The organism is Chryseobacterium sp. ZHDP1 (assembly GCF_018603435.1).
Classification (GTDB): domain Bacteria; phylum Bacteroidota; class Bacteroidia; order Flavobacteriales; family Weeksellaceae; genus Chryseobacterium; species Chryseobacterium indicum.
The window spans coordinates 780,072-804,733 of the sequence record NZ_CP075682.1 but is presented as its reverse complement, the minus strand read 5'-3'; the positions used below and the strand labels follow the sequence as shown (position 1 = coordinate 804,733).

Here is a 24,662-nt window from a genome sequence, read left to right as displayed (position 1 = left end):
CCATACAATGGCAGAAATAAATCCGGCAGAAGTATCTGCGATCTTAAAACAGCAATTGGCCAACTTCGATACTCAATCAAATGTTGAGGAAGTAGGTACAGTTTTAACCATCGGTGATGGTATTGCTCGTGTATACGGGTTAGAAAACGTACAATACGGAGAGTTGGTGAAATTTTCTAGTGATGTAGAAGGTATTGTACTTAACCTTGAAGAAGACAACGTAGGTGTTGCGCTACTTGGTGAAAGTAAATTAGTAAAAGAAGGAGATACAGTAAGAAGAACAAACAGAATCTCTTCTATTAAAGTAGGAGAAGGAATGTTAGGAAGAGTAGTAGATACTCTTGGTAACCCTATCGATGGTAAAGGTCCTATTACTGGGGATTTATACGAAATGCCATTGGAAAGAAAAGCTCCCGGAGTTATTTACAGACAGCCGGTAACCGAGCCTTTACAGTCAGGTATCGTTGCAATCGACTCTATGATCCCTGTTGGAAGAGGACAGAGAGAGCTTATCATCGGTGACAGACAGACAGGTAAAACTACTGTTGCGATCGATACGATCATCAACCAAAAAGAATTCTTTGATGCAGGTAACCCTGTATATTGTATATATGTTGCTATCGGACAGAAAGCGTCTACTGTAGCACAAATTGTTAAAACACTTTCGGATAAAGGAGCTTTAGCATATACGGTAATCGTTGCGGCTAACGCATCAGATCCGGTTCCTATGCAGGTATATTCTGCAATGGCAGGAGCTGCAATCGGTGAGTTCTTCAGAGACACCGGAAGACCAGCTTTGATCGTTTATGATGATTTATCTAAACAAGCGGTTGCTTACCGTGAGCTTTCTCTACTTTTAAGAAGACCACCGGGTCGTGAAGCATATCCTGGAGACGTTTTCTACCTTCACTCAAGATTATTGGAAAGAGCTGCGAAAGTAATCGCTGATGACAATATCGCAAGACAGATGAACGATTTACCTGAGTCTTTAAGACCAATCGTAAAAGGTGGGGGTTCATTAACAGCACTTCCAATTATTGAAACTCAGGCGGGTGACGTTTCTGCATATATTCCTACCAACGTAATCTCTATTACAGACGGACAGATCTTCTTAGAGTCTGATCTATTCAACTCAGGGGTTCGTCCTGCGATCAACGTAGGTATTTCTGTATCCAGAGTAGGAGGTAACGCTCAGATCAAGTCAATGAAAAAAGTTTCTGGTACACTTAAATTAGACCAGGCTCAGTATAAAGAATTAGAGGCGTTTGCTAAATTCGGTTCAGACCTTGATGCTGCTACATTAGCGGTAATCTCTAAAGGGGAAAGAAACGTGGAAATCCTTAAGCAGCCGGTAAACTCTCCACTTCCGGTAGACAGCCAGGTTGCAATGATTTATGCAGGAACAGAAAACTTACTGAGAAACGTTCCTATCAGAAAAGTAAAAGAATTCCAGATAGAATACATCGAGTTCTTAAGATCTAAGCATCCTGATACAATGGCTGCAATTAAGGCAGGGAAAATTGATGATTCAATTACCAGCGTTCTTAAGCAGGCTGCAAATGACTTAGCTTCTAAATATAACTAAAAATTAGTTGATGGTTGTTGGCTGATAGTTGACAGAATTTTCTAAAACTAGCAACCAACAACCGACAACCAACAACTAACCCAATATGGCAAACTTAAAAGAAATACGAGGCAGAATTACGTCTATCTCATCCACGATGCAGATTACCCGTGCTATGAAAATGGTTTCCGCTGCGAAACTGAAGAAAGCACAGGATGCAATCGTAATGTTAAGACCTTATTCTGAGAAATTACAGGAACTTATCCAGAATGTAAATTCCAGTTCAGATCCTGATCAGATTTCTGTTTATGCTCAGAAGAGAGAAGTAAAAAGAGTGCTTTTTATTGCAATTACTTCAAACAGAGGTCTTGCCGGAGCTTTTAACTCATCTATTGTTAAGGAGCTTAATGCACAGTTTCAGAACAAATCTCAATATGAGGTGGAAGTTTTGTCTATCGGTAAGAAAGCTTTTGATGCTGTAAGAAGAACCCGTAAGGTATACGCAAACGAAAGTGCTGTTTACGATAATCTGAACTTTGATACGGTAGCTCATGTTACTGAAGCTGTAATGAAAAACTTTACAGAAGGTAAATTTGATGAAGTATATTTAATTTATAATAAATTCGTTAATGCTGCCACTCAGGAAGTAACTACAGAACAGCTTCTTCCAATTTCAATGCCTGAGAATACAGAACCTCAGGTAGAAACAGATTATATTTTTGAGCCAAACAGAACAGAAATATTAGATAATCTGATTCCTAAATCAATCAAAACTCAGGTTTTCAAAGCCATCCTTGATTCAGTAGCTTCTGAACACGGAGCGAGAATGACTGCGATGCATAAAGCGACAGATAACGCGCAGGCTCTGAAAAACGATTTGGTAATTTTCTACAACAAAGCAAGACAGGCTGCTATTACAAACGAGATCTTAGAGATCGTTTCCGGAGCAGAAGCTTTGAAAAATTCGTAAAAAATTATTTTAACACAATATTAAAGCATCGTACATCACGATGCTTTTTTTGTTATTTTTATTTTGTATATATTTGTAGTACTAAATTTATATAATTTCTAAATGGATTCGGACATAGTCAGGCTTTTGCTGGCCTTATTACTTGTTTTACTTAATGGCTTTTTCGTAGCCGCAGAATTTTCAATTGTTAAAGTTCGTTATTCACAGATTCAGATAAAAGCCGCAGAAGGAAACTCAATGGCAAAGCAGGCAGAGCATATCATCAAACATCTTGATGAATATCTTTCTGCTACACAGCTCGGCATCACGCTGGCTTCCCTGGCTTTAGGTTGGGTTGGAGAAAGCGCGTTACACCATATTGTAGAAAATATTTTCCATTCGCTTAGTATTGATCTTAGTCAGGCAACCATCACTTCCATTTCGGTGATCACAAGTTTTGTACTGATTACGATTATGCACATTGTTTTCGGTGAGCTTATTCCGAAGTCAATTGCGATCAGAAAATCGGAATCTACTACAATGGCAACTGCAATTCCGTTAAGAGTTTTTTATACGGTTTTCAAGCCTTTTATCTGGTTGATGAATCTAATGTCGAATACCTTTTTGAGACTGGTAAAGATTCATCCGGCTTCAGAACATGAAATTCACTCTACAGAAGAACTTCAGCTTTTGGTAAAACAATCTGCCGACAGCGGAGAAATTGAAGAGGAAAATTATGAGATCATTAAAAATGCATTTGATTTTACAGATCATTCTGCAAAACAGATCATGGTTCCCCGTCAGAACATTACTTCCATAGATTTTGAAGAAGATATCAATGAAATCATCAATAAAATCATGGAAAGTGGATATTCCCGTATTCCGGTTTATGAAAATTCTATTGATAACGTGATTGGTGTTTTGTATACTAAAGAAATCATCAGAGAATTTGTAAAAAGAAAAGGTGAACTGAATCATGAAGATCTTAAAGAACTGATGCGTGACGCATTTTTCGTGGTAGGAAGTAAAAAGATTTCAGACTTACTGAAAATTTTCCAGCAGAAAAAGCAGCATTTGGCAATCGTTATTGATGAATTCGGAGGAACTGAAGGGATCATTACTCTCGAAGATATTTTGGAGGAGCTTGTAGGAGAAATTCAGGATGAAGAAGACGATGAAGAAAAAATTGTAGACAAGATCGGAGAAAATACATACTGGGTTCAGGCAACACAGCCATTGGACGAAATTAATGAATTTATCCCTAAAAAATTACCGCTTTCCGAAGAAAGCGAGTACAATACATTAGCTGGTTTTATTCTTCATGCTTTAGCCGATATTCCGGAAGAAAATCAGGAGTTTGATCTGGAAGATTATCATTTTAAAATTCTTAAGATGAATAATAAGAGCGTTGAACTGGTAGAACTGGTCTATGAAGAACAGAACAGCATCAGTGATCTTGCAGAAAAAATAGGAGAAGTTTAAACAATAAAAAAATGATTTTTTATAACCATATAAAAGATTACGAAAATCCAAAACGTCAATATGAAGAAGATGTTCTTGTTCTGGACGAAACGGATGAAGTATACAAGTTAGTCCTGCATAATGATGATGTCCATACATTTGATTATGTAATTGACTGCTTGATAGAGATCTGCAAACATACCTTAGAACAGGCAGAACAATGTACAATTCTTGTCCATTTTAAGGGTAAATGTACCGTAAAAACAGGCTCACTGGATATTTTGAAACCGATGCACGAAAAACTGCTTTCAAGAGAATTAACCAGCGAAATCGTATAAAATTGATCAGCTCCGACCATCGTCGGAGCTTTTTTTATGAGAGCAATCAATTATCGATTCATTAGAAGCAGTAACAAGCTAAAAGTGGAATTTATGATCCTGTGTTTTTGTACAGTATTTTTTCTGAACAATTTCAGCTTTTAATATTTATTTGCATTCAAGTAAAATAGTATATTTGTAAAAACTATAAAGAAACAAAAATAATGCTTGTAATAGGAATTGCAGGAGGTACAGGCTCCGGCAAAACTACGGTTGTTGATAAGATCATTCAGCAGCTTGACATCGAAGGAATGAACATCCTTTCACAGGATAACTATTATCATGATAATCATAATCTTACATTGGCAGAAAGAGAAGCCTTAAATTATGACCATCCCAAATCCATCGATTTTGATCTTCTGATAAAACATGTAAAAGCTTTAAAAAATAACGAATCCATTGAGCAGCCTATTTACAGCTTTGTAACGCATGGAAGAACAGGAGATCACGTTACCGTAGAACCTAAAAATGTATTGGTAGTAGAAGGAATTCTCGTTCTTACCAACAAGGAATTATTGAAGGAATTTGATCTGAAAGTTTTTGTGCATGCAGATTCGGATGAAAGGCTGATCAGAAGGATCAGAAGAGATACACAGGAAAGAGGAAGAGATCTTAACGAAGTATTACACCGTTATCAGACAACTTTGAAGCCAATGCATCAGGAATTTATTGAACCTTCCAAAAATGAAGCGGATCTTATCATCCCGAATATGAGACAGAATTCCGTTGCGATAGATTTTTTAACCACCGTTATTAAAAACTCGTTGAGAAAACACTAGAAATGAAAGAAAATAAGCTTATTAAAGACATTCAGCCCAAGTCTGAAACATTCAAACTTATTCAGAAATATTTTTTGAATAAATATACCATTACAATCTGTCTGTTTCTGGTATGGATGATTTTCTTTGATAAAACTTCCTTTCTTGTCATCAATGAACTAAACGGCGAAATCAGCAAATACGAAGAACAGCTTCAATACTATAAAACCGAATACGAAAAGAACGATACGTTTTATAAAAAACTGATGAACAACAAATCTGAAAAAGAAAAATACGCAAGAGAAAACTACTTCATGAAAAAGCCGGATGAAGAAATTTTTATTCTGGTAGTTGACAGCGCAAACGCGAAAAAATAATTTTTTTTAATGAATTCTCAATAGTGAATTTTGCTTCGCAAGTAAATTTTAAAATGATTGTTCGTCATTTATCATCATGGAAAAACCTTTGCGTTAGGATTATAATCAAGTAAAAATTGATGAATAAAAGCGGATTGACTATTGACCATTCACAAATTCATACAAAAACTATGTCAAATACAGCCTGGGAAAATTTAGTAAAAAAACAGCTTAAAACAGACGATATTTATCCAATCCTTACCAAAGAAAATCTGGAAGGAATTGTGGTAAAACCTTTCTACGACGCTGTGCAGAAACCATTGGTAAATCTGCCGAAAATTGAAGAAAGCACCCATTTGGTAGCAAAATATCATGAAAGTTTAGAAGAAGACGTTTTTGCATTTATTTTAGACCAAAATGTAGAAAATATCGATCAGAAAACAATTTTCATAAACAATGAAGAGTTGGCAGGACACATCAGTCCCGAAGAACAGGATCTGTACTTTTCACTAATTGATGTCTTTGATGAAAAGCAAGCTGTAATTAATGACCAGTTGGTCAAAGAATTACTCGCAAAACAGTTCAGAAGAAATATTTGTGTAGATATTTCCCTTCATCAGAACGCTGGAGCCTCTATTGTTCAGCAATTGGGAATTGCTTTGGCAAAAACAAAAGAACTTGTAGAAATCTACGGTTCTGAAATTGTAAACAAACTCATCTTCAGAATAGCAGTCGGTGGAAACTACTTCTTCGAAATGGCAAAACTGAGAGCCTTTAAAATAGTTTTCAATCAATTGTCAAAAGAATACGATCTGGACGAAATTCCATACATTTTTGCAGAAACTTCCCTGAGAAATAAAGCCGTTTCCGATAATGAAAACAACCTGATCCGTTCTACTTTAGAGCTTGCTGCAGCCATGATCGGTGGAGCAGATGCGGTTTTCAGCAATAATTATCTGGTAGAAAAAAGCACCGAAAATTCAGAAGAAATTTCTTTCAAACAGCAGATTGTTCTTGCGTATGAAAGCATCATTAATGTTTTTGAAGATGCCTCTAACGGAAGTTATTATGTAGAAGATATTACCCGACAGATCGCAGAGAAATCTTGGGCATTTTTTGTGGAAATAGAGGAGAACGGAGGCTATCTCGAACTTTTGAAGCAGGGAACTATTCAGAAAAAAATCTACGATCACGCCATTGAAGAGCAGAAGTGGGTGGAAGAAGGAAAAATAAAGCTGATCGGCGTTAATTTATACCCGAAATTAGACGTTAAAAAGTCTATTGAGGAATTATACAGCGAAAAAGAAATTAAAGCCGTTCGCTGGGCGGAAATGTTTGAATAATTTTTGAAAATATCATGAAAAGATAGATCCATTATCACCAGATACAATGCTGTTCAAAAAAGAATCTGATTTGTAACTTAGTATGAAAGAAAAATTAGTTGATTTATTCGAATATACTTATCATTTCAACAAAGAAATGATTAAAATTATTTCTGAAAATCTTGAAAAGGTTGATGAAAAAACAATCAGTCTTATCAATCATACTTTAAATGCCCAACAAATTTGGAATTCCCGGATTTTAAATGAAAAATCTTTTGAGGTTTGGCAGATTAACCCTTTTGAAAATTTAAACGGGATTAATCAGCAAAACTTTAATAAAAGCCTTGAAATTGTTCAGAAATTTGATCCGGATCAAAAAATTGAATATCAGAATTCAAGAGGGACAAAATTTGAAAACACAGTTTTCGAAATCCTTTTTCAGGCAATTAATCATTCCACTTATCACAGAGGACAAATCAATTCGTTATTGAAACAAAATGGAATTACTCCTATTTTAGCGGATTACATTTTTTATAAAAGATAAAAAACTTTGAAAAAAGAAATTTTATATCAGGAAATTCAGCAATTTATCAATGCAAATCTAAACGCAGATTTGCATTCTTTGTTATTAAAAAAATCCCCGTTTCCGGAAGTTTCTATACAGGAAATTGTTCAGCAGATCAAAGGAAAGCAGGTTGCACAGAAGAAATTTCCTTTTCTGCTTAAAGAAGGAATTATTTTTCCGCCACAACTGAATTTAGAGCAGTCTTCCTCCGAAAAAACAGCATTGTACAAATCTGAGATCTTAAAAGGTAAGAAGTTCATCGATTTAACAAGCGGCTTTGGAATTGATGCCTTTTATTTATCAAAAAATTTCGAAGAAATAACCCTGGTGGAACAAAATGCTGAGCTTTTGGCAATTGTTGAACACAATTGGAACATTTTAGGAAGAAAAGCAAAGTTTGTCAACCAGAACCTCGAAGATTTTTTAAATGAAAATACAGAAACTTTCGATGTAATCTATCTCGATCCTGCGCGAAGAGACCACAATAAAAATAAAGTTTTTTTACTCGAAGATCTTTCGCCTGATATTATTGAAATTCAGGAAAAACTACTTTCTATCTCCAATAAGGTCGTGATAAAACTTTCACCCTTAATTGATCTGAAATATCTGGTTTCCGTTTTACCCAACCTTTTCAGGATCGATATTATCGCCTTAAAAAACGATGTTAAAGAAGTTGTTGTATTTCTGTCCAAACAAAATTCAGACAAAATTATCTGTCATTGTGTAAACCTTGAAAGTGAAGAATCGATGTTTACATTCACATTTGGAGATGAAGAAACTACTGTTGCAGAGTTTGGTGAACCTGAAAGATACATCTACATTCCCAATAATTCGGTTTTAAAAGCCGGAGTTTTTAATGTAATCTCAGAAAAATTCAGATTAAAAAAACTACATCCTAATACACATCTTTACACGTCAAATCAAAAGATAACTTATTTTCCCGGAAGGATTTTGGAAATGGAAGTTATTGATGCTAAACAGATTGTAAAGAAAAGTCAGTTCAATATCATTTCCAAAAATTATCCTCTAAAACCGGAAGAAGTTAAGAAGAAATATAACCTGAAGGATGGCGGAGAAAACTATCTTATTTTTACACAATCCAAAAAAGGAAAAATTATACTAAAATCAGTATAAAAATGTTGCCGAAAAAAATAGGAATCCTTAATTTTGGACAATTAAAAATTAATAAGAATCGTCTTTGTTAATCTATGCAAAATGATTCTGCTGATCTTAAAAAAATAAATTTTACATATGAAAAAATTAGTTATATGTTTAGCTCTTGCTACCGTTGCTGTAAGCTGTAAGAAAATTCAGGCCGGAGGGAACAAAAATACCTTGAAACTTGAAGAAGGAGCAGAAAGATATTCAGATGATCCTCAAGGTGAAGGTCATGGTCACGAAACTGCCACAATGCATACAGAAGAGGCAACTGCAGAAAAGCACGAAGCCGAAGCGCCAAAAACAGACAGTACAGCAACTGCAAAACCTGCCGAAGCTAAAGAAGCTCCGAAAGCTGAACACTAATTAAAAGTACAATATAAAAATGTCCCGCAGCAATGTGGGATATTTTTTTTGAAGCTGTTTCGCGCTTTCCGCACTCGCTATTTTCTGGATTTCGGCGCGGCGAAGCCGCGCCGAAATCCAGAAAATGAGCTCAGACAAATGCTGCAATCACGGCTAAACTGAAGTCTGTCAGTCAATTTCAGGGATAAAATACCATTCAGATTAAGATTTTTCGACAGCACACTTCAAACCTGAGGAAAATTATCTGTTTTTGTTTGTTCCTGCGGGGCAAATTTTTTATTTTTAGCAAAATAATATTTTACAATGCAAGAGACATTAAATTACATCAGCGAAAACAAACAGCGTTTCGTGGATGAATTATTTGAATTACTGAGAATACCTTCCATTTCTGCCGATCCAGCTTATAAAAACGATGTTTTGAAATGTGCGGATGTAGTAGCAGAACACCTTAAAAATGCAGGAGCTGATAATGTGGAAGTTTGCCAGACCAAAGGATATCCTATCGTGTACGGAGAAAAAATTTTAAATACAGATTTACCTACGGTTTTAGTCTATGGACATTATGATGTTCAGCCTGCAGATCCGTTGGAACTGTGGACAAAACCGCCATTCGAACCTTATATTGAGAAAACAGAACTTCATCCGGAAGGAGCAATCTTTGCAAGAGGTTCAGCAGACGACAAAGGACAGTTTTTCATGCATCTTAAAGCTTTTGAAGCGATGATGAAGACTAATGCTCTTCCTTGCAATGTTAAATTTATTTTAGAAGGAGAGGAAGAAGTAGGTTCGGTAAGCTTAGGAGATTGGGTAAATGAAAATAAAGAAAAGCTTTCTTGTGATTGTATTTTAATTTCAGATACACATATCTACAGCAACGAACAGCCTACTGTTACTACAGGTTTAAGAGGATTAAGCTATGTGGAAGTAGAAGTGGAAGGTCCAAACAGAGACCTGCATTCAGGACTTTATGGCGGTGCCGTTCCAAACCCGATCCATGTCCTGTCAAGAATGATTGCTAAACTAATTGACGAAGACGGACACATAACAATCGACGGATTCTATGATAATGTAGAAACCGTTTCAGATTCAGACCGTGCAGATATGAATAAGCTGAAAGATAACCCTGAAGAATTCAAAAAATCTATCGGCTTAAACGGAGTAGAGGGAGAAAAAGGATATACTACACTCGAAAGAACCTCGATTCGCCCAACCTTAGACTGCAACGGAATTTGGGGAGGTTATACAGGAGAAGGAGCAAAAACTGTAATTCCGTCAAAGGCTTTTGCTAAAATTTCAATGCGTCTGGTTCCGTATCAGACTCCGGAAGAAATAACAGAAAAATTCACGAAATACTTTGAAAAAATTGCTCCGGAAAATGTAAAAGTAAAAGTTACTCCACATCATGGAGGAATGCCTTATGTTTTACCAACCGATACCAAAGAATTTATGGCAGCAAAACAGGCAATGGAATCAGCCTTCGGAAAAGAAGTTCTTCCTTACAGAGGAGGAGGAAGTATTCCGATTACTGCTATGTTCGAGCAGGTTTTAGGAGCCAAATCTGTTTTAATGGGCTTTGGATTAGATTCAGATGCAATCCACTCTCCAAACGAACATTACGGGCTGTTCAATTTTTATAAAGGAATAGAAAGTATTCCGTTATTTTTTGAGAATTATGCGAAGTAATTTTTAACAATCAATAAATGAGTTCCTTAGGATTTTTTTTCTTAAGGAATTTTTTTTATATTTAGTGCAGCTAATAAATTAATTGAAATATAATGAAAAAAATTCTACTTTTTATTTCCGGAATACTTTCTGTAGGCAGTATTTACGGACAGGTTATTGACAGCCAGAATTTTAACAGTTTAACTGCCGGAAATGTCGGAACAAATTTTACAGGAGCTTCTACAGGACAAGGAGGATATTATTTATTAAATGGTGCTGCTTCAGATTACCAGATCGCTACTATTGATGCGGCTCATGCAAATTCTTTAAAAGTTACTGCAGGACCGGGTTATGCAGCTACAAGCGATCCAAATAATCACTATGCTATTAAATTAGTAGGAGTAAATGCTACCACAGGTAACGATATTATAAAAGCGACATGCAGTTTTTATACCGGATCTGCAAACGGTACCGGATCAGTGTATATAACGCTTTTTGATGACGGAACAACTCCTTCAGTTATCATAAGTCTCATTTATAATGTTGCCACCAAATCTATTACAGCCGGAGGAACATTATCCAATGCAGGAACAAGAGGGTTCTTTGGTATCAAAACTTTAGGAGCAACCTATCCTGCGAACACTTGGGTTACTGTAGGAATGGCATATAATATGACGACAGGAGTTATGAACTGGTATACGCCGCAGGAAAGCTACACTTTCTCTTCTCCACCTGCAGGATATACACTAATTCCTGGATTAGATGTAGGGCAATACCGTACCTATAATATTAATGCATCAGGAAATTCAGTTGCTTATAATTGGGCGATCGATGACTTTAATCTTTCTTATTCTAACAATACAATCCTCGCTACTAAAGAAGAAGTTTCGAATACAAAAGAAATTATTGATATTTATCCTAACCCTGCAAAAGATATTGTAACTATTGAAGGTAAAAATAAAATACTTTCGGTGTATGTTTATGATCTTTCCGGAAAAAGAATCGATCTTCCTTTAAGCGGTAATAAAGTGAATGTTTCCGGCTTAGCAAATGGAAATTATTTATTAGGAATTAAAACAGAGGCAGGTTTTGTCACTAAAAAACTGATCAAAGAATAATATTGAAAATATTTTCATTAATAAGGCTGCATTGTAAATAATGTAGCCTTTATTGTTGAAATTTTACTTATAATTGTGGTATTAGTATCATATTTTAAATATAAATGTTTTGTTTTTAAAATATTATTAATATATTTATAAAACTAAATTTTAATGATATGAGAAAACTTTTACTACTCGGCTCGTTTCTGGGCCTGGTCTCGATGAACGCGCAGACAAACGTTTACAGCTATGGTTTTGATACCGCTTTTACAACCTGGACAACCTCTAATCAAAGTAGTCCTGTAACTACCTCGGTTTGGACAAAAGCCACTTATACCACACCTTTAACCAATCCACTGTTTGGAAGCGGCAATACAACTACTGTTCCTGTGGGACAGGCAGGAGGCAGCAATTCTTTTGCTTTGGTAAATTATACAAGTACATCCGGCGCGGGAACGATCAGCAACTGGTTATTCACCAATGCAATAGATGTTAAAAACGGCGACATTGTAAGCTTTTATTCCAGAAAAGGAACAGACGGAACTACCGATTATCCTGATCGTCTGGAACTAAGATATGCATTAGCAGCCGGAGCCGTTCTTCCGACTACCGGAGCTGCTGATGTGGGTTCCTTTACAAACTTAGGAGTATCTGTTAATCCAACTTTGGCAGGAAATTTTGTTTATCCCAAAATATGGACAAAATATAGCTTTACGGTTACCGGAGTAGGAACAACGCCGGTTCCTGTAAGATTTGCCTTCAGGTACTATGTAACCGATGGAGGTCCAAGTGGAAATAATTCGGATCTTATTGGTATTGATACTTTTTCCATCGACAGACCTACATTATCTACCAATGATGTTTCTTTGAGTGATAAAGAAGTTTCTGTTTATCCAAATCCGACGACAGATTACATTTCTGTTAAATCTGCAGACAAATTCAGTAACATCGAAGTATTTGATATTGCCGGTAAAAAAGTAGATGTAAAACTGGAGGGAGATAAAATAAATGTAAAACATCTGAACGCTGGTTCATATATTATCAGTATTGAATCTAAAGGAAATAAAATTTCCCAGAAATTCATCAAAAAATAAATTAAGTTTGATACTATTTTCAAAGCGCTTCGACCCGGAGCGCTTTTTTATTTGATCTAATAAACTGACAAATGTTAGGCAATAAAAATTACCTTATTTAAAGCATTTTTGCTATTTTTAAGAACTTAAACTGGCAATAATTATGATCGATAATAAAGTAGCATATATAACAGGAGGAACCAAAGGTATAGGCTTCGGAATTGCTAAAGTTTTGCTTGAAAACGGAGTTTCGGTTGCATTTTCGGGAAGAAAAAAGGAAGATGTGGAAAAAGCTGAACAGGATTTAAGGCAGATTTCAGAAAATGTCTTGGGAGTTGTGTCTGATGTAAAAGAACTTACCAATGAAGAAGATGCAGTAAGACAGATAAAAGAAAAGTTCGGAAGACTGGATTTTGTGATTGCAAATGCGGGTTTAGGAATTTTCAAGCCTGTTGATGAACTATCTGCTAAAGAGTGGAATGATATGATTGAAACGAATTTAACAGGTGTTTTCTATACATTAAAAGCTTCTGTAGAAGAATTGAAAAAGACAGAAGGATATTACATCACAGTTTCAAGTCTGGCGGGAGCAAATTTCTTTGAAAACGGAACAGGTTATAACGCCTCAAAATTCGGTGTAGTAGGGTTTACACAGGCAGCAATGATCGATTTAAGAAAATACAACATCAAATCTACGGTAATTATGCCGGGTTCTGTAGCCACCCATTTCAACGGAAATATTCCTTCAGAAAAAGACGCATGGAAGATTCAGCCTGAAGATTTGGGGAATCTGGTTTTGGATATTTTAAAAATGAACCCGAGAGTTTTACCGAGTAAGATTGAATTTCGGGCAACAAAACCCGCTAAATAATGACTTTAATGCATTGAATAGTAAAATAATAAGTGCTATGCATGCATAATATATTTTTTATTTATATTAGCAACAGATAATTGAGTTAAAATTTAAAGAAACATTAAATTTAATTAAGAGCTAAAAATAGTACACATGAAACCTAAAAGTTTCATCTGACCATTAAAACAATAAGAACAACATATGAAAATATTAGTTTGTATAAGTAGTGTTCCGGACACTACTTCCAAAATTAACTTTACAGCGGATAAATCTGCATTCGACAAAAACGGAATTCAGTGGGTAATTAATCCTCTTGACGAATTTGCGTTAACAAAAGCAATAAAATTACAGGAATCTCAGGGAGCAACAGTAACCGTAATCAACGTAGGAGATGTTTCTACCGAGCCTGTTGTAAGAAAAGCTTTGGCAATCGGAGCAAATGATGCGGTGAGAGTAAATCTTGATCCTAAAGACAGTTTCTCTACAGCTAAAGAAATTGCAGCAGTTGCACAAAACGGAGGATACGATTTAATCCTTTGCGGAAAAGAATCAATAGACTATAACGGAGGTTCTGTTCCGGGAATGGTAGCTCAGTTATTGAACCAGCCTTTCGTAAACGCTTCTGTAGGACTTGATGTAAACGGAAGTGAAGCTACTGCAGTAAGAGAAATTGAAGGAGGTAAAGAAACCATTTCTGTAAAATTACCGGCTGTAATCGCGGGTCAGAAAGGATTGGTAGACGAAAAAGACTTAATTATTCCGAACATGAGAGGAATTATGTCTGCAAGAACAAAACCTTTGCAGGTAGTTGAGCCGGCTTCATCGGAGGTGAAAGTTCAGGGAGTTTCTTATGACAGTGTTCCGCCAAGAGCAGCTGTAAAACTGGTTTCTCCGGATAATTTGGATGAATTGGTAAGATTACTTCACGAAGAAGCAAAAGTTATCTAATATTGAGGCTAAGACTGAGTTTTAGATTTAAATTTAAATTCTAAATCTTAGCCTAAACCTAAACCTTTAATTTTTTAAAATTCAAAAAATGGCAGTATTCGTATACGCAGAAAATATAAACGGAGTTTACAAAAAAGCAGCTTTTGAAGCAGTTTCTTATGCTAAAGCTGTTGCAGATCAGGCAGGAGATAGCGTAACGGCAATCTCTGTAAACCCTACAGATTCTTCAGATCTATTGTATAAATATGGAGCATCTAACGTAATCAACATCAAAGACGAAGGTCTTAAAAGTTTCTCAGCTAAAGCTTATGCTCAGGCGGTAAGTGAAGCAGCAAACGGAAACATCATCGTTTTCCCTCACACAACAGATGCTTCTTCAATTGCTCCGATGTTGGCAGTAATGAACGGACATTCTTTAATTACCAATGTATTGGAAGCTCCCGAAAGCCTTTCTCCGTTTCAGGTGAAAAGAAGAGCTTTCTCAGGAAAAGGATTTATGCATGCAAAAGCAGAAGGAAGCGGGGTAATTGTAACCGTTTCTCAAAATGCTTTCGGAGTGAAGGAAAATGCAGTTTCCGGATCAGAAGAAGTGAAAAATCTATCCGTTGCCAATGATGATACTAAAGTAATTTCTCATGAGCAGAGTTCAGGAAAATTAGACCTTAAAGAAGCAGAAATCGTAGTTTCTGCTGGAAGAGGGTTAAAAGGTCCTGAAAACTGGGGAATGGTAGAAGATCTGGCAAACGTTTTAGGAGCTGCTACAGCTTGTTCAAAACCGGTTTCAGATATCGGATGGAGACCTCACACAGAACACGTAGGACAGACAGGTAAGGCAATTTCTCCGAATCTTTATATTGCAATCGGTATTTCCGGAGCAATTCAGCATTTGGCAGGAGTTAACTCCTCTAAAACAATCGTAGCGATCAACAGTGATCCTGAAGCTCCATTCTTCAAATCCGCAGATTACGGAGTTGTAGGAGATGCTTTCCAGATTATTCCTGCGCTAACAGAGAAAATAAAAGCTCTTAAAGCATAAAAAGTGGATTGGGTAACAGTCGATTATTTCATGTATAAATTTTAAAGTACATCTTTAAAAAATTCGCTTACGAAGTAAAACAGACAGTGTCATTAAATCACAATTCGCATATAAAAGCCCTTTTCGGGCTTTTATTTTTGTACAAAAAGTAAAAAAAACTTTGAAAAATTAATCTATATTTGTAGTTATGGATTATAAACAGTTAATTATTCGCGGAATATCGTACAGCCAGACACAATCCGGGGCGTACGCACTATTATTGGAACATGAAGAAACACATATTAAATTACCTGTTGTTATAGGGAATTTCGAGGCACAATCCATTTCTTTGGGGCTTGAGAAAGACATTCACCCTCCTCGTCCTCTTACACATGATTTATTTACAAAATTTATACATTCTGCAAATTACGAACTTGTATCCGTTATCATCTATCAGATTGTAGACGGCGTTTTCTTCTCAAATATCAACTTTAAAAATAAAGCTACAGATGAAGAACTCATCTTAGATGCCAGAACTTCAGATGCAGTAGCAATGGCAGTTCGTTTTGATGCCCCTATTTTCACAACACAGCAGGTACTTAACGAAGCCGGAATTCTGCTGGAACTGGAAGATGTAACCAAAGAAGAGCCTTCGTTTTCCGAAACCGTTCAGGCGGAAGATAATCTAAAATCGATTTCGATGGAAGAATTGCAGAAGTTGCTGGATGAAGCGGTAAAAGAAGAAGATTACGATACCGCTCTTGAGATTCAGGAAGAAATCAGGAGAAGGAAGAAAAAAATTGACTAAAGAGATTATTTATACTAACTTATGAACTTAAAATTACGACTGACCATCTTAAGTTTTCTGCAGTTCTTCGTTTGGGGAGCATGGCTGATTACGATGGCTAATTTTTGGTTCGGTACAAAACATTGGGACGGAGCGCAGTTTGGTGCTGTTTTCGGAACCATGGGGATTGCTTCCATTTTTATGCCGACCATCACCGGAATTATTGCCGACCGTTGGGTAAACGCAGAAAGAATTTTTTCAGCGTTACATATTTTATACGGTATCGTGCTTTTCATTCTGCCTCATTCTGCAGATCCCGGTTCTTTTTTTACGGTAATGCTCGTTGCCATGTGTTTTTACATGCCGACTATTGCATTAGCCAATTCAATTTCCTATACTATTCTTAAAAACAGTGAACTGGATGTTGTTAAGGATTTCCCGCCAATCCGTGTTTGGGGAACCATCGGTTTCATTGTTGCCATGTGGATTACCAATCTTACGGGGAATAAAGCTACAGAAGGGCAATTCTATATTGCCGGAGCGGTTGCTGTTTTCTTAGGAATTTACGCTTTAACATTACCAAAATGTCCTCCACAGAAATTAATAGACAAAGATGCGCCGCTATCCGAGCAGTTAGGTCTTAATGCTTTTAAACTGTTCAAAGATTACAAAACAGCATTGTTTTTCTTATTTTCCATGCTTTTGGGGGCAGCTTTACAGCTTACGAATGCTTACGGAGACGTATTCCTGAGTGAATTTGAACATTTTCCCAAATATGCTGACTCTTTTGTAGTGAAAAGATCTACAATTATCATGTCTATTTCTCAGATTTCGGAAACACTATTCATTTTGGCAATTCCTTTCTTTTTAAAACGATACGGAATTAAAAAAGTAATGCTCATCTCAATGTTTGCATGGGTTTTACGATTCGGATTCTTTGCTTATGGTGTTCCGGAAGGATATGGCTTAAGTTTAATCATCCTTTCCTGCATTGTGTACGGGATGGCTTTCGATTTCTTCAATATTTCAGGATCGCTTTTTGTCGAAACCACTACCGATAAAAAGATCCGTTCTTCGGCTCAGGGATTATTCATGATGATGACCAACGGTTTCGGGGCGGTTTTCGGAAGTTATGCAGCAGGCTGGGCAATCGATAAATTCTTCACCCACAAATTTACTACCGCTTCTTCACTGGCAAATTATCTTGAAACAACACCGGACAACCAGACTTTTTTAGGAATTCTGCAAAAGAGTTTCAATTCTGCGGTAAATCCGGACGGAACTTTATCTTCTATTGTAATGGTAAAAGACTGGCATAATATCTGGCTTTCTTTCGCTGCATATGCTTTGATTTTAGCTCTTTTATTTGCTGTTCTGTTCAAACATAAACATACACCAATTCAGACATCTGATATTAAACATTAATTTTATCACACTGATAACGAATATATTAAATTGCACTTTCAAAAAAAGTGCAATTTTTTTGATATTCAGGCAACCCTTTCAAAAATCTTTCGTCTTATAAACAGAAACTAATTAATGAAGAATTTAGAAGAGAATTTTAAACTGGCAAAAAAGCAGGATCGGAGAGGGCAGAAAGCTCTGTACGAAATGTTTTCGGCGAAAATGCTTGCCATAGCAAATTCTTATGTGAATAACCTTCATGATGCGGAAGATATTTTAATGAATTCTTTTTTCACTTGTTTTTCAAAAATAGAGGAATGCAGAGAATGGAAAAGCTTTCAGTTCTGGCTGAGGAAAATCGTAGTGAATAACTCGATTAATTTTATCAGGAAAAACAGAAATATCCTTTACACGGATGTTGAAATCAGCGAAATCGGAAATGTTGAGGAAAACTGGGAAGAAGAAATGGAGGAGCTTAATATGGAGGAAATTTTTTCAAAAATGCCCGATGGATACCGATTGATTTTCAATCTCTATGTTTTTGAAGAAAAAAAGCATCATGAAATAGCAGAAATACTGAATATTTCTGAAGGCACCAGCAAAAGCCAGCTGAGCAAATCTAAAAAATGGATTGCAGATTTTTTAAAACAGAAGCAAAATGAAAAACAATACGTTAAATAATTTAAAATCCGAGTATGAGAAGCTTGAAATAAAGCCTTCCGCCGATCTTTGGGACAGATTGGATCAGAAGCTGGATGAAAAGCCTGAAAATGCTTCAAAACAGTCTTCCGAATGGTGGAAATATGCAGCCATTATCTTGTTGATGGTTTCTGTAGGAACAATTATTTATATTAAAAACAAAAATAACTTTGACCATCAAAAAACCGACTATATTGTAAAACAGCGTCTTGAAAATGCGGTAAATCCCATAAATCCGGAATTCGAAAAACAATCTGTCGCTTCTGAGGAACAAAAAAACAATCAGGAAAATACGGTAAAAGCTGTTTTAAAAAATCAGGAAACGAATTCGGCTGAGGTTTTAAATTCAAAAAAAGAAGTCAAAATTCAAAAAATTTCGAGTCCTGTAATTGAAGAAATTGCAGTTATGCAACAGAGAACTATCGATATTAACCCCGACAAAATTAAAAGCGAAAATATAATTTTTCCTGCGATTGCCGAAGCAAAGAAAACAAAATCAGGCTATACTAATGCTGATGAACTGCTTATGGGAAGAGAATTTGATAAAACCAGAGAAGAAGTGAAAAAAGATGATCGCAAATTCGGCGTTTTTAATATCAATAAAGTCTTTCAGAAAGTGGATAATGTAACGGTTCTTGGCGTAACGGTCTACACAGACACGAAATAGATTCTAATACTTTAAATAAAAATTACTGTTCTTTTTTATGAACAGCGGTAAAATATTGTCTAAAAAATAAAAGAAAATACATGAAAACTAAATTTGCCTTAATGACTGCTCTTTTTGCTTTTTCCTACGCCTTTTCACAGGAAGTAAGACCGGAATTAAGAAGCTATTCTAAAAAAGTGGACAGCATTGTAGTATCAGAAAAGTCTAAAATGAATCTGGAGCTGGATGATCTGGATAAGAATTACAGAGAAAACAAAGTAAGCGCTGATGAAAAGCAGAAGCAGAGAACAGAAATCGCGATGAAATACGAAGAAATCATCAACGAAAAAATAAACAGCCAGAAAGAAGAGCTGGAAAATGCAACCAAAGGCATTGTAAAAGATGTTGTGATGGGAAGATCCGGAAAACATTCTATTGAACTTTTAGCTCAAAATAATGCACTTCTCACACTGAATACCTCCGGTTATAAAACAAAAAAAGACCTTTTACGCACAACAGATTTTAACATCGGTTTCGGTTTCATGAATCTTACAAAATCATCCTCTTCCCTTGCAATAGGTAATAAAGAATCCGGAATGCGAGTAGGAAATTCCATGTCTTCACAAATGGAATTGAGAATGACGAGACAGATCGGTTCTTTGGTTTCTCCGGTATTTTACCGTATCGGTCTGGGATATCGGTCAGATTCTTTTTCACCGAAAAAAACAACAATTTTCACTCAGGATAAAAATGAAATCTCTATTTCGGATTTTAATACTTTCGCCGAAGGAAATTTAAAAAAATCATATCTTAAAAATCACTATTTTCTGGTTCCGATTGATTTTGTATTTGTCTTAAATCCTAAATATACTGTAGAAAATAATGAAAAAATGCTGGATAATTCCAAAGGAAATTTCAGAATCAGTGCAGGAGTTTACGGAGGCGTAAGATTTCTTACCCAAAACTATATCATTTACAAGAATGAAGAGAACAACCGCGTAAAATACAGGGAAAACATTTCAGACGCTGTTAATGCTTTTCTTTTTGGGGGTAAATTGTCTTTGGGATATGGTCCGTTTAATATTTTTGTGAAAAAAGATTTCACACCTATATTCAACGATCAGGCAAAAATTAATAACAAATATGGCGTTCAGATAGGATTGGAGCTGTTATATGTCAATTTTTAATATGAATCTGCATCATAGAAAAACACACTTTTTGGAGTGTGTTTTTTTTTGTATTTTGGCACTTTAAGAAATATGAAAAATATTCAGTTATTAGGATTGATATTGGTGGTTGCAGGAAGTTTTCTGCCGCTCGTTCACGTTCCCATCATCGGAAACTGGAATTATTGGAAGCTCGATCATTCTCTGGCAATAATCTGCTGGATTCTTTCTGCAGGAGCACTCTTTGGTATTGCAAACAATAATACAAAAGTTTCTAAAATTTTTGGTATTCTTCTGGTTTTTCTGTTTGTTTTTACGCTTATTGCCGTAAAACTTCAGGCTTCAGATTATTTCAGCTTTATGCCTTTTAAATCATGGCAGGATAAACTGGCAGGAATTGTAAAATTGAAGTGGGGCTGGATCTTAGAATTTTTAGGAGCGTTTATCATCATTTTAGTTAAAAATAATAAAGTAAAAGCATAATCACGTATGAATTTTTTGAAAATATTTTCGATCGGAGTATTTTTTCTGGGTGCATCGTACGCGAATGCACAGTCTCAGGAAACGGTAAAAAAGAAACCTGTAGATAACCCTCCAAAATGTACTAATATTAAGGAAGGTAAGTTTTACAGGATGAATTATCCGCCCAATCTTTGGTATATGACCATAAAAGATAATATACAGACCGAATATTATAACGATGGTAAAGATTTTATAAAACTAACCATGGTTTTTGTGAGTGACTGCGAGTATAAATTAATTGCTGTTGAAAAAACCGAAAAAGAAAATCCTATTAAAGTAGGAGATATATTCACCAATAAAGTTATTGCCACGCAGGACAATTACATAAAAATTCAGTCAAAATTCGAAAATGACACTTATAATTTTGTACTGATGAAAGCAAAAGAAAACAAAAAATAAACAGAAAATTATAAGATTCGGTTTAAACTAAACGTAAAAAAATAGAATTATAAAAATGAAAGAAGTATTCATCGTTTCCGCAGTAAGAACTCCGATGGGAAGTTTTTTAGGAAGTTTATCTGCTGTTCCTGCAACGAAGCTGGGAGCTGTTGCTGTAAAAGGAGCATTAGAAAAAATCGGTCTTGATCCGAAACAGGTTCAGGAAATCTACATGGGGAACGTTTTACAGGCGGGAGAAGGACAGGCTCCGGCTCGTCAGGTAGCTTTAGGAGCAGGACTTTCAAACGAAACGCCTTCTACTACGGTAAATAAAGTTTGTGCATCCGGAATGAAAGCGGTTTCTATGGCTGCACAGGCAATTAAAGCAGGAGATGCAGACGTAATTGTTGCAGGAGGGATGGAAAATATGTCCTCAGTTCCACATTACTACAACGCGAGAAATGCAACAAAATTAGGCGATGTAAAAATGCAGGACGGAATGGTTCTGGACGGGCTTACAGACGTCTACAACAAAGTTCATATGGGAGTTTGTGCAGAAAAATGTGCAGCTGACTACAGTATTTCAAGAGAGGAGCAGGATAATTTTGCCATCGAATCTTATAAAAGAGCAGCAAAAGCATGGTCGGAAGGTAAATTTGCTGATGAGGTTGTTCCTGTGGAAATTCCTCAGAGAAAAGGAGATCCGATTATTTTTGCAGAAGATGAAGAATATAAAGCGGTAAATTTTGACAGAATTCCTACACTTCCTACAGTGTTTAAAAAAGAAGAAGGAACAGTAACGGCAGCAAACGCTTCTACACTCAATGACGGAGCCTCTGCTTTGATCCTTGTTTCTAAAGAAAAAATGGAGGAATTGGGACTTAAGCCTTTGGCGAGAATCGTTTCTTATGCAGATGCAGCTCAGGCTCCTGAAGATTTTACAACAGCACCTTCAAAAGCTTTACCCATTGCCCTTAAAAAAGCAGGTTTAGAGCTTACAGACATTGATTTCTTCGAATTCAACGAAGCTTTTTCTGTAGTAGGTCTGGCGAACAATAAAATTTTAGGACTGGATGCTTCTAAAGTAAACGTAAACGGTGGAGCTGTGGCTATTGGTCACCCTCTTGGAAGTTCAGGATCAAGAATCATTGTAACTTTAATTAACGTTTTGAAACAGAATAACGGTAAATACGGTGCAGCAGCAATCTGTAACGGAGGAGGCGGAGCTTCTGCAATCGTTATTGAAAATATGCAGTAATCATTAGATTGATACATTCAGAATCCGGAAGTTTTACTTTCGGATTTTTTTTGGAGCTTTTTCCCGCTTTCCGCACTCGCTATTTCGGGTTTCGGCGGCGGCGAAGCCGCCGCCGAAACCCGAAATGAGCTCAGACAAATGCTGCAATCGGGGCTATAATTCCAGACATTCATAGAAATTATCGGTAAAAAATCATTTTGAAAGGTTAAAAAACTTTTAAAAATCAAAAAAACAATATCTAATTAAAATACGATAATTTTTCTCCTGAAAAATATTCTCTTCGGGCAAGAAATATTTATACTGAAGCCATTTTTTAAATAGCACAATTTTAACGGAATAATAAAATTTTCTCCAAACCAAATAAAAAGCTCCGAATATTCGGCGGTTTTGCTATTTTTGTGTTTATTAATAATTATTTGAAATGTCTGAAATTGAGAATCTGCAAACTCAAAACATAAAGAATAATCCAAAGATCATGAAAGCCTGGGCGGTTTATGACTGGGCAAACTCCGTTTATTCTTTGGTAATTACTTCTACTATTTTCCCTATTTACTATTCCATTCTTACCACAGCGTACGAAAAAAAGGAATATGTGGCGGAAACAAAATCATGGATCGATGTTCCTGTAAGACACATGATTAAGATCTTTGGAGAAGAATATCAACCCGATGCGGTCTATGGATATTCCTTAACGATTTCGTTTTTCATAGTGGTTTTATTGTCTCCGTTTTTATCCTCTTTGGCAGATACAATAGGAAACAAAAAATCCTTCCTGCAGTTCTTCTGCTATTTAGGAGCTACATCTTGTATGGGATTGGCAATGTTTACCGGAATGCACAACGTATTCTTAGGATTGCTCTTCAGCATTACTGCAAGTGTCGGATTTTGGGGAAGTTTGGTATTCTATAATTCCTTTTTACCGGATATAGCCACCAGAGACAAACAGGATGCACTTTCTGCTAAAGGATATGTTTACGGATATATCGGTTCCGTAGTTTTGGTAGTGATTTGTTTAATACTAATTCAGGTTCTTGCAAAAGGAGCTGCACAACAGTTGCTTTTCACAAGAATCAGCTTTTTATTAACCGGAGCATGGTGGTTTGGCTTTTCTCAGTATACCTTCAAACATTTGCCTCAATTCGGGGATGTGAAAGAAAAACTTCCGAAAGATTTAGTCCTTTTAAACTATAAAAACATCTTCAAAAGACATAAAGAACAGGGTGGTTTCTTCGAAGTTTTAAAAGATAACTTAAGCTTCTATAAAGATATCGCCAAAGAAAGCTTTCATGAATTATTCAAAGTAGGAAAAGATCTGTTCAAAGACAGAAACCTGAAATATTTCCTTTCCAGCTTCTTTTTTTACAGCGTGGGAATGCAGACTATTTTCCTGATGGCAACACTTTTCGGGAAAAGCGAAATCAATCTTCCTCAGGATAAACTCATCGGAACACTTTTGGTCATTCAGATTGAAGCCATCATCGGAGCCGTAATTTTCTCAAGATTATCAAGAAAAATAGGAAACAAAAACGTAATTACCATTGCTATTATTCTTTGGATCGTTGCCTGTATCTGGGCATATTTCCTTAACAAAGAAAATCCGACAGTAGAATATCAGTTTTACGGGGTGGCTGCAGTCGTAGGTTTGGTAATGGGAGGACTTCAGGCAATGTCCAGATCCACTTATTCCAAGCTGTTGCCGGAAAACTCAATGGAGAACACTACATTTTTCAGTTTTTATGATGTATTGGAAAAAATTGCCATCATTGTAGGAACATTTGTTTTTGCCTTATTTATCGATAAATACGATTCTTTGAGAGCCATTTTCGCTAAAATTGATGTCATGCTGCCTTCCGCTTCAGGAATGAGATTTGCCGCGTTTTCAATGGCACTATTTTTCTTTGTAGGGTTAATATTGATACGATTCTTAAAGCTGAATACCCAGAAAAAATAGTTAAATCATACTACAACAAATCAAGACGCTTTATAGCGTCTTTTTTATTTATTTGATTTTAAATTAACGTGAGTTCTATGTAAAATACAATACAAAAATAGCAATGGGCTTTAGTCAAAACTTACAATCAATTTTTATTAAAATTGATTTTGATCTGAAAACTTTACATCGGGCTGAAGACTAACGCTATTAATGAAATGTAGTAGTTTGATTATCAATCTATTTTAATCTTCTAATATCGACTCACGGTAAATTTACATACTTCATTATTCTTTTGAATAGAAAACCTTAGTTTTCAGGCTTTTTTTATAAATTTATATCAAT

25 protein-coding genes are annotated in these 24,662 nt (G+C 35.9%); all 25 read left to right on the top strand.

Annotated elements, in window-relative coordinates; genetic code table 11:
• The first annotated feature begins 7 nt into the window (after window positions 1-7).
• The 25 genes from atpA to KKI44_RS03530 all read left to right on the top strand — a co-directional run bounded on the left by atpA (window position 8) and on the right by KKI44_RS03530 (window position 24,338).
• A complete protein-coding gene (gene atpA, locus KKI44_RS03650; protein WP_214589884.1) occupies window positions 8-1,585 on the top strand; it encodes a F0F1 ATP synthase subunit alpha in 1,578 nt (525 codons plus the stop codon).
• 85 nt (window positions 1,586-1,670) lie between these two features.
• A complete protein-coding gene (gene atpG, locus KKI44_RS03645; RefSeq protein WP_214589883.1) occupies window positions 1,671-2,534 on the top strand; it encodes an ATP synthase F1 subunit gamma in 864 nt (287 codons plus the stop codon).
• Between the two features lie 102 nt (window positions 2,535-2,636).
• Window positions 2,637-3,995 (top strand): hemolysin family protein, encoded by a 1,359-nt coding sequence (locus KKI44_RS03640; RefSeq protein WP_214589882.1) that lies wholly within the window; start codon window positions 2,637-2,639, stop codon window positions 3,993-3,995.
• Between the two features lie 11 nt (window positions 3,996-4,006).
• Window positions 4,007-4,312 (top strand): ATP-dependent Clp protease adaptor ClpS, encoded by a 306-nt coding sequence (locus KKI44_RS03635; protein WP_214589881.1) that lies wholly within the window; start codon window positions 4,007-4,009, stop codon window positions 4,310-4,312.
• Window positions 4,313-4,515: 203 nt separating this feature from the next.
• Window positions 4,516-5,130, top strand: a complete 615-nt coding sequence (gene udk, locus KKI44_RS03630; protein WP_076390068.1) for a uridine kinase — start codon at window positions 4,516-4,518, stop codon at window positions 5,128-5,130.
• Window positions 5,131-5,132: 2 nt separating this feature from the next.
• A complete protein-coding gene (locus KKI44_RS03625; protein ID WP_214589880.1) occupies window positions 5,133-5,486 on the top strand; it encodes an FtsB family cell division protein in 354 nt (117 codons plus the stop codon).
• A 170-nt stretch (window positions 5,487-5,656) separates the two neighbouring features.
• Window positions 5,657-6,808, top strand: coding sequence for a methylmalonyl-CoA mutase family protein (locus KKI44_RS03620; protein WP_214589879.1), 1,152 nt, complete (start codon window positions 5,657-5,659; stop codon window positions 6,806-6,808).
• Window positions 6,809-6,890: 82 nt separating this feature from the next.
• Window positions 6,891-7,331, top strand: coding sequence for a DinB family protein (locus KKI44_RS03615; protein WP_214589878.1), 441 nt, complete (start codon window positions 6,891-6,893; stop codon window positions 7,329-7,331).
• A 6-nt stretch (window positions 7,332-7,337) separates the two neighbouring features.
• Window positions 7,338-8,486: an RsmD family RNA methyltransferase gene (locus KKI44_RS03610; protein ID WP_214589877.1), complete on the top strand. Its 1,149-nt coding sequence runs from the start codon at window positions 7,338-7,340 to the stop codon at window positions 8,484-8,486.
• Window positions 8,487-8,603: 117 nt separating this feature from the next.
• Window positions 8,604-8,876, top strand: coding sequence for a hypothetical protein (locus tag KKI44_RS03605; protein WP_214589876.1), 273 nt, complete (start codon window positions 8,604-8,606; stop codon window positions 8,874-8,876).
• Window positions 8,877-9,179: 303 nt separating this feature from the next.
• A complete protein-coding gene (locus KKI44_RS03600; RefSeq protein WP_214589875.1) occupies window positions 9,180-10,559 on the top strand; it encodes a dipeptidase in 1,380 nt (459 codons plus the stop codon).
• 92 nt (window positions 10,560-10,651) lie between these two features.
• The gene (locus KKI44_RS03595; protein WP_214589874.1) at window positions 10,652-11,656 is read left to right on the top strand and encodes a T9SS type A sorting domain-containing protein; all 1,005 of its coding nucleotides are present in this window, start codon (window positions 10,652-10,654) and stop codon (window positions 11,654-11,656) included.
• A 158-nt stretch (window positions 11,657-11,814) separates the two neighbouring features.
• Window positions 11,815-12,732 carry a T9SS-dependent choice-of-anchor J family protein gene (locus KKI44_RS03590; protein WP_214589873.1) on the top strand — a complete coding sequence of 306 codons (918 nt, stop codon included), beginning with the start codon at window positions 11,815-11,817 and terminating at the stop codon, window positions 12,730-12,732.
• A 142-nt stretch (window positions 12,733-12,874) separates the two neighbouring features.
• On the top strand, window positions 12,875-13,582 hold the full coding sequence (locus KKI44_RS03585) for an SDR family oxidoreductase (protein ID WP_214589872.1): 708 nt from the start codon (window positions 12,875-12,877) through the stop codon (window positions 13,580-13,582).
• Window positions 13,583-13,765: 183 nt separating this feature from the next.
• Entirely contained in the window at window positions 13,766-14,512 is a 747-nt protein-coding gene (locus KKI44_RS03580; RefSeq protein WP_214589871.1) for an electron transfer flavoprotein subunit beta/FixA family protein, read from the top strand.
• Window positions 14,513-14,600: 88 nt separating this feature from the next.
• Complete coding sequence (locus KKI44_RS03575) at window positions 14,601-15,548, top strand: electron transfer flavoprotein subunit alpha/FixB family protein (protein ID WP_214589870.1); 948 nt, start codon at window positions 14,601-14,603, stop codon at window positions 15,546-15,548.
• A gap of 187 nt (window positions 15,549-15,735) precedes the next feature.
• Window positions 15,736-16,335, top strand: a complete 600-nt coding sequence (locus KKI44_RS03570) for a bifunctional nuclease family protein (RefSeq protein WP_214589869.1) — start codon at window positions 15,736-15,738, stop codon at window positions 16,333-16,335.
• Between the two features lie 21 nt (window positions 16,336-16,356).
• Complete coding sequence (locus tag KKI44_RS03565; protein WP_214589868.1) at window positions 16,357-17,739, top strand: nucleoside permease; 1,383 nt, start codon at window positions 16,357-16,359, stop codon at window positions 17,737-17,739.
• A 114-nt stretch (window positions 17,740-17,853) separates the two neighbouring features.
• Complete coding sequence (locus KKI44_RS03560; RefSeq protein ID WP_108408611.1) at window positions 17,854-18,399, top strand: RNA polymerase sigma factor; 546 nt, start codon at window positions 17,854-17,856, stop codon at window positions 18,397-18,399.
• Entirely contained in the window at window positions 18,377-19,084 is a 708-nt protein-coding gene (locus KKI44_RS03555; protein WP_214589867.1) for a hypothetical protein, read from the top strand. Before KKI44_RS03560 ends, KKI44_RS03555 begins: the two co-directional genes overlap by 23 nt.
• Window positions 19,085-19,164: 80 nt before the next feature.
• Window positions 19,165-20,250, top strand: a complete 1,086-nt coding sequence (locus tag KKI44_RS03550; RefSeq protein ID WP_214589866.1) for a hypothetical protein — start codon at window positions 19,165-19,167, stop codon at window positions 20,248-20,250.
• Between the two features lie 72 nt (window positions 20,251-20,322).
• Window positions 20,323-20,712, top strand: coding sequence for a hypothetical protein (locus KKI44_RS03545; protein ID WP_214589865.1), 390 nt, complete (start codon window positions 20,323-20,325; stop codon window positions 20,710-20,712).
• A gap of 6 nt (window positions 20,713-20,718) precedes the next feature.
• Complete coding sequence (locus KKI44_RS03540; protein WP_214589864.1) at window positions 20,719-21,150, top strand: hypothetical protein; 432 nt, start codon at window positions 20,719-20,721, stop codon at window positions 21,148-21,150.
• A gap of 55 nt (window positions 21,151-21,205) precedes the next feature.
• On the top strand, window positions 21,206-22,387 hold the full coding sequence (locus tag KKI44_RS03535; protein ID WP_214589863.1) for an acetyl-CoA C-acyltransferase: 1,182 nt from the start codon (window positions 21,206-21,208) through the stop codon (window positions 22,385-22,387).
• 421 nt (window positions 22,388-22,808) lie between these two features.
• Window positions 22,809-24,338, top strand: coding sequence for an MFS transporter (locus KKI44_RS03530; RefSeq protein WP_214589862.1), 1,530 nt, complete (start codon window positions 22,809-22,811; stop codon window positions 24,336-24,338).
• Window positions 24,339-24,662 lie beyond the last annotated feature (324 nt).

Coding starts and splice junctions, on each gene's coding strand:
- KKI44_RS03555 (WP_214589867.1), top strand. CDS start 18,377: ATGAAAAACAATACGTTAAATAATTTAAAATCCGAGTATGAGAAGCTT.
- KKI44_RS03540 (WP_214589864.1), top strand. CDS start 20,719: ATGAATTTTTTGAAAATATTTTCGATCGGAGTATTTTTTCTGGGTGCA.
- KKI44_RS03615 (WP_214589878.1), top strand. CDS start 6,891: ATGAAAGAAAAATTAGTTGATTTATTCGAATATACTTATCATTTCAAC.
- KKI44_RS03535 (WP_214589863.1), top strand. CDS start 21,206: ATGAAAGAAGTATTCATCGTTTCCGCAGTAAGAACTCCGATGGGAAGT.
- KKI44_RS03625 (WP_214589880.1), top strand. CDS start 5,133: ATGAAAGAAAATAAGCTTATTAAAGACATTCAGCCCAAGTCTGAAACA.
- KKI44_RS03585 (WP_214589872.1), top strand. CDS start 12,875: ATGATCGATAATAAAGTAGCATATATAACAGGAGGAACCAAAGGTATA.
- KKI44_RS03570 (WP_214589869.1), top strand. CDS start 15,736: ATGGATTATAAACAGTTAATTATTCGCGGAATATCGTACAGCCAGACA.
- KKI44_RS03600 (WP_214589875.1), top strand. CDS start 9,180: ATGCAAGAGACATTAAATTACATCAGCGAAAACAAACAGCGTTTCGTG.
- KKI44_RS03635 (WP_214589881.1), top strand. CDS start 4,007: ATGATTTTTTATAACCATATAAAAGATTACGAAAATCCAAAACGTCAA.
- KKI44_RS03575 (WP_214589870.1), top strand. CDS start 14,601: ATGGCAGTATTCGTATACGCAGAAAATATAAACGGAGTTTACAAAAAA.
- KKI44_RS03560 (WP_108408611.1), top strand. CDS start 17,854: ATGAAGAATTTAGAAGAGAATTTTAAACTGGCAAAAAAGCAGGATCGG.
- KKI44_RS03545 (WP_214589865.1), top strand. CDS start 20,323: ATGAAAAATATTCAGTTATTAGGATTGATATTGGTGGTTGCAGGAAGT.
- KKI44_RS03550 (WP_214589866.1), top strand. CDS start 19,165: ATGAAAACTAAATTTGCCTTAATGACTGCTCTTTTTGCTTTTTCCTAC.
- KKI44_RS03640 (WP_214589882.1), top strand. CDS start 2,637: ATGGATTCGGACATAGTCAGGCTTTTGCTGGCCTTATTACTTGTTTTA.
- KKI44_RS03620 (WP_214589879.1), top strand. CDS start 5,657: ATGTCAAATACAGCCTGGGAAAATTTAGTAAAAAAACAGCTTAAAACA.
- atpA (WP_214589884.1), top strand. CDS start 8: ATGGCAGAAATAAATCCGGCAGAAGTATCTGCGATCTTAAAACAGCAA.
- KKI44_RS03605 (WP_214589876.1), top strand. CDS start 8,604: ATGAAAAAATTAGTTATATGTTTAGCTCTTGCTACCGTTGCTGTAAGC.
- KKI44_RS03565 (WP_214589868.1), top strand. CDS start 16,357: ATGAACTTAAAATTACGACTGACCATCTTAAGTTTTCTGCAGTTCTTC.
- KKI44_RS03595 (WP_214589874.1), top strand. CDS start 10,652: ATGAAAAAAATTCTACTTTTTATTTCCGGAATACTTTCTGTAGGCAGT.
- KKI44_RS03590 (WP_214589873.1), top strand. CDS start 11,815: ATGAGAAAACTTTTACTACTCGGCTCGTTTCTGGGCCTGGTCTCGATG.
- KKI44_RS03530 (WP_214589862.1), top strand. CDS start 22,809: ATGTCTGAAATTGAGAATCTGCAAACTCAAAACATAAAGAATAATCCA.
- udk (WP_076390068.1), top strand. CDS start 4,516: ATGCTTGTAATAGGAATTGCAGGAGGTACAGGCTCCGGCAAAACTACG.
- KKI44_RS03580 (WP_214589871.1), top strand. CDS start 13,766: ATGAAAATATTAGTTTGTATAAGTAGTGTTCCGGACACTACTTCCAAA.
- atpG (WP_214589883.1), top strand. CDS start 1,671: ATGGCAAACTTAAAAGAAATACGAGGCAGAATTACGTCTATCTCATCC.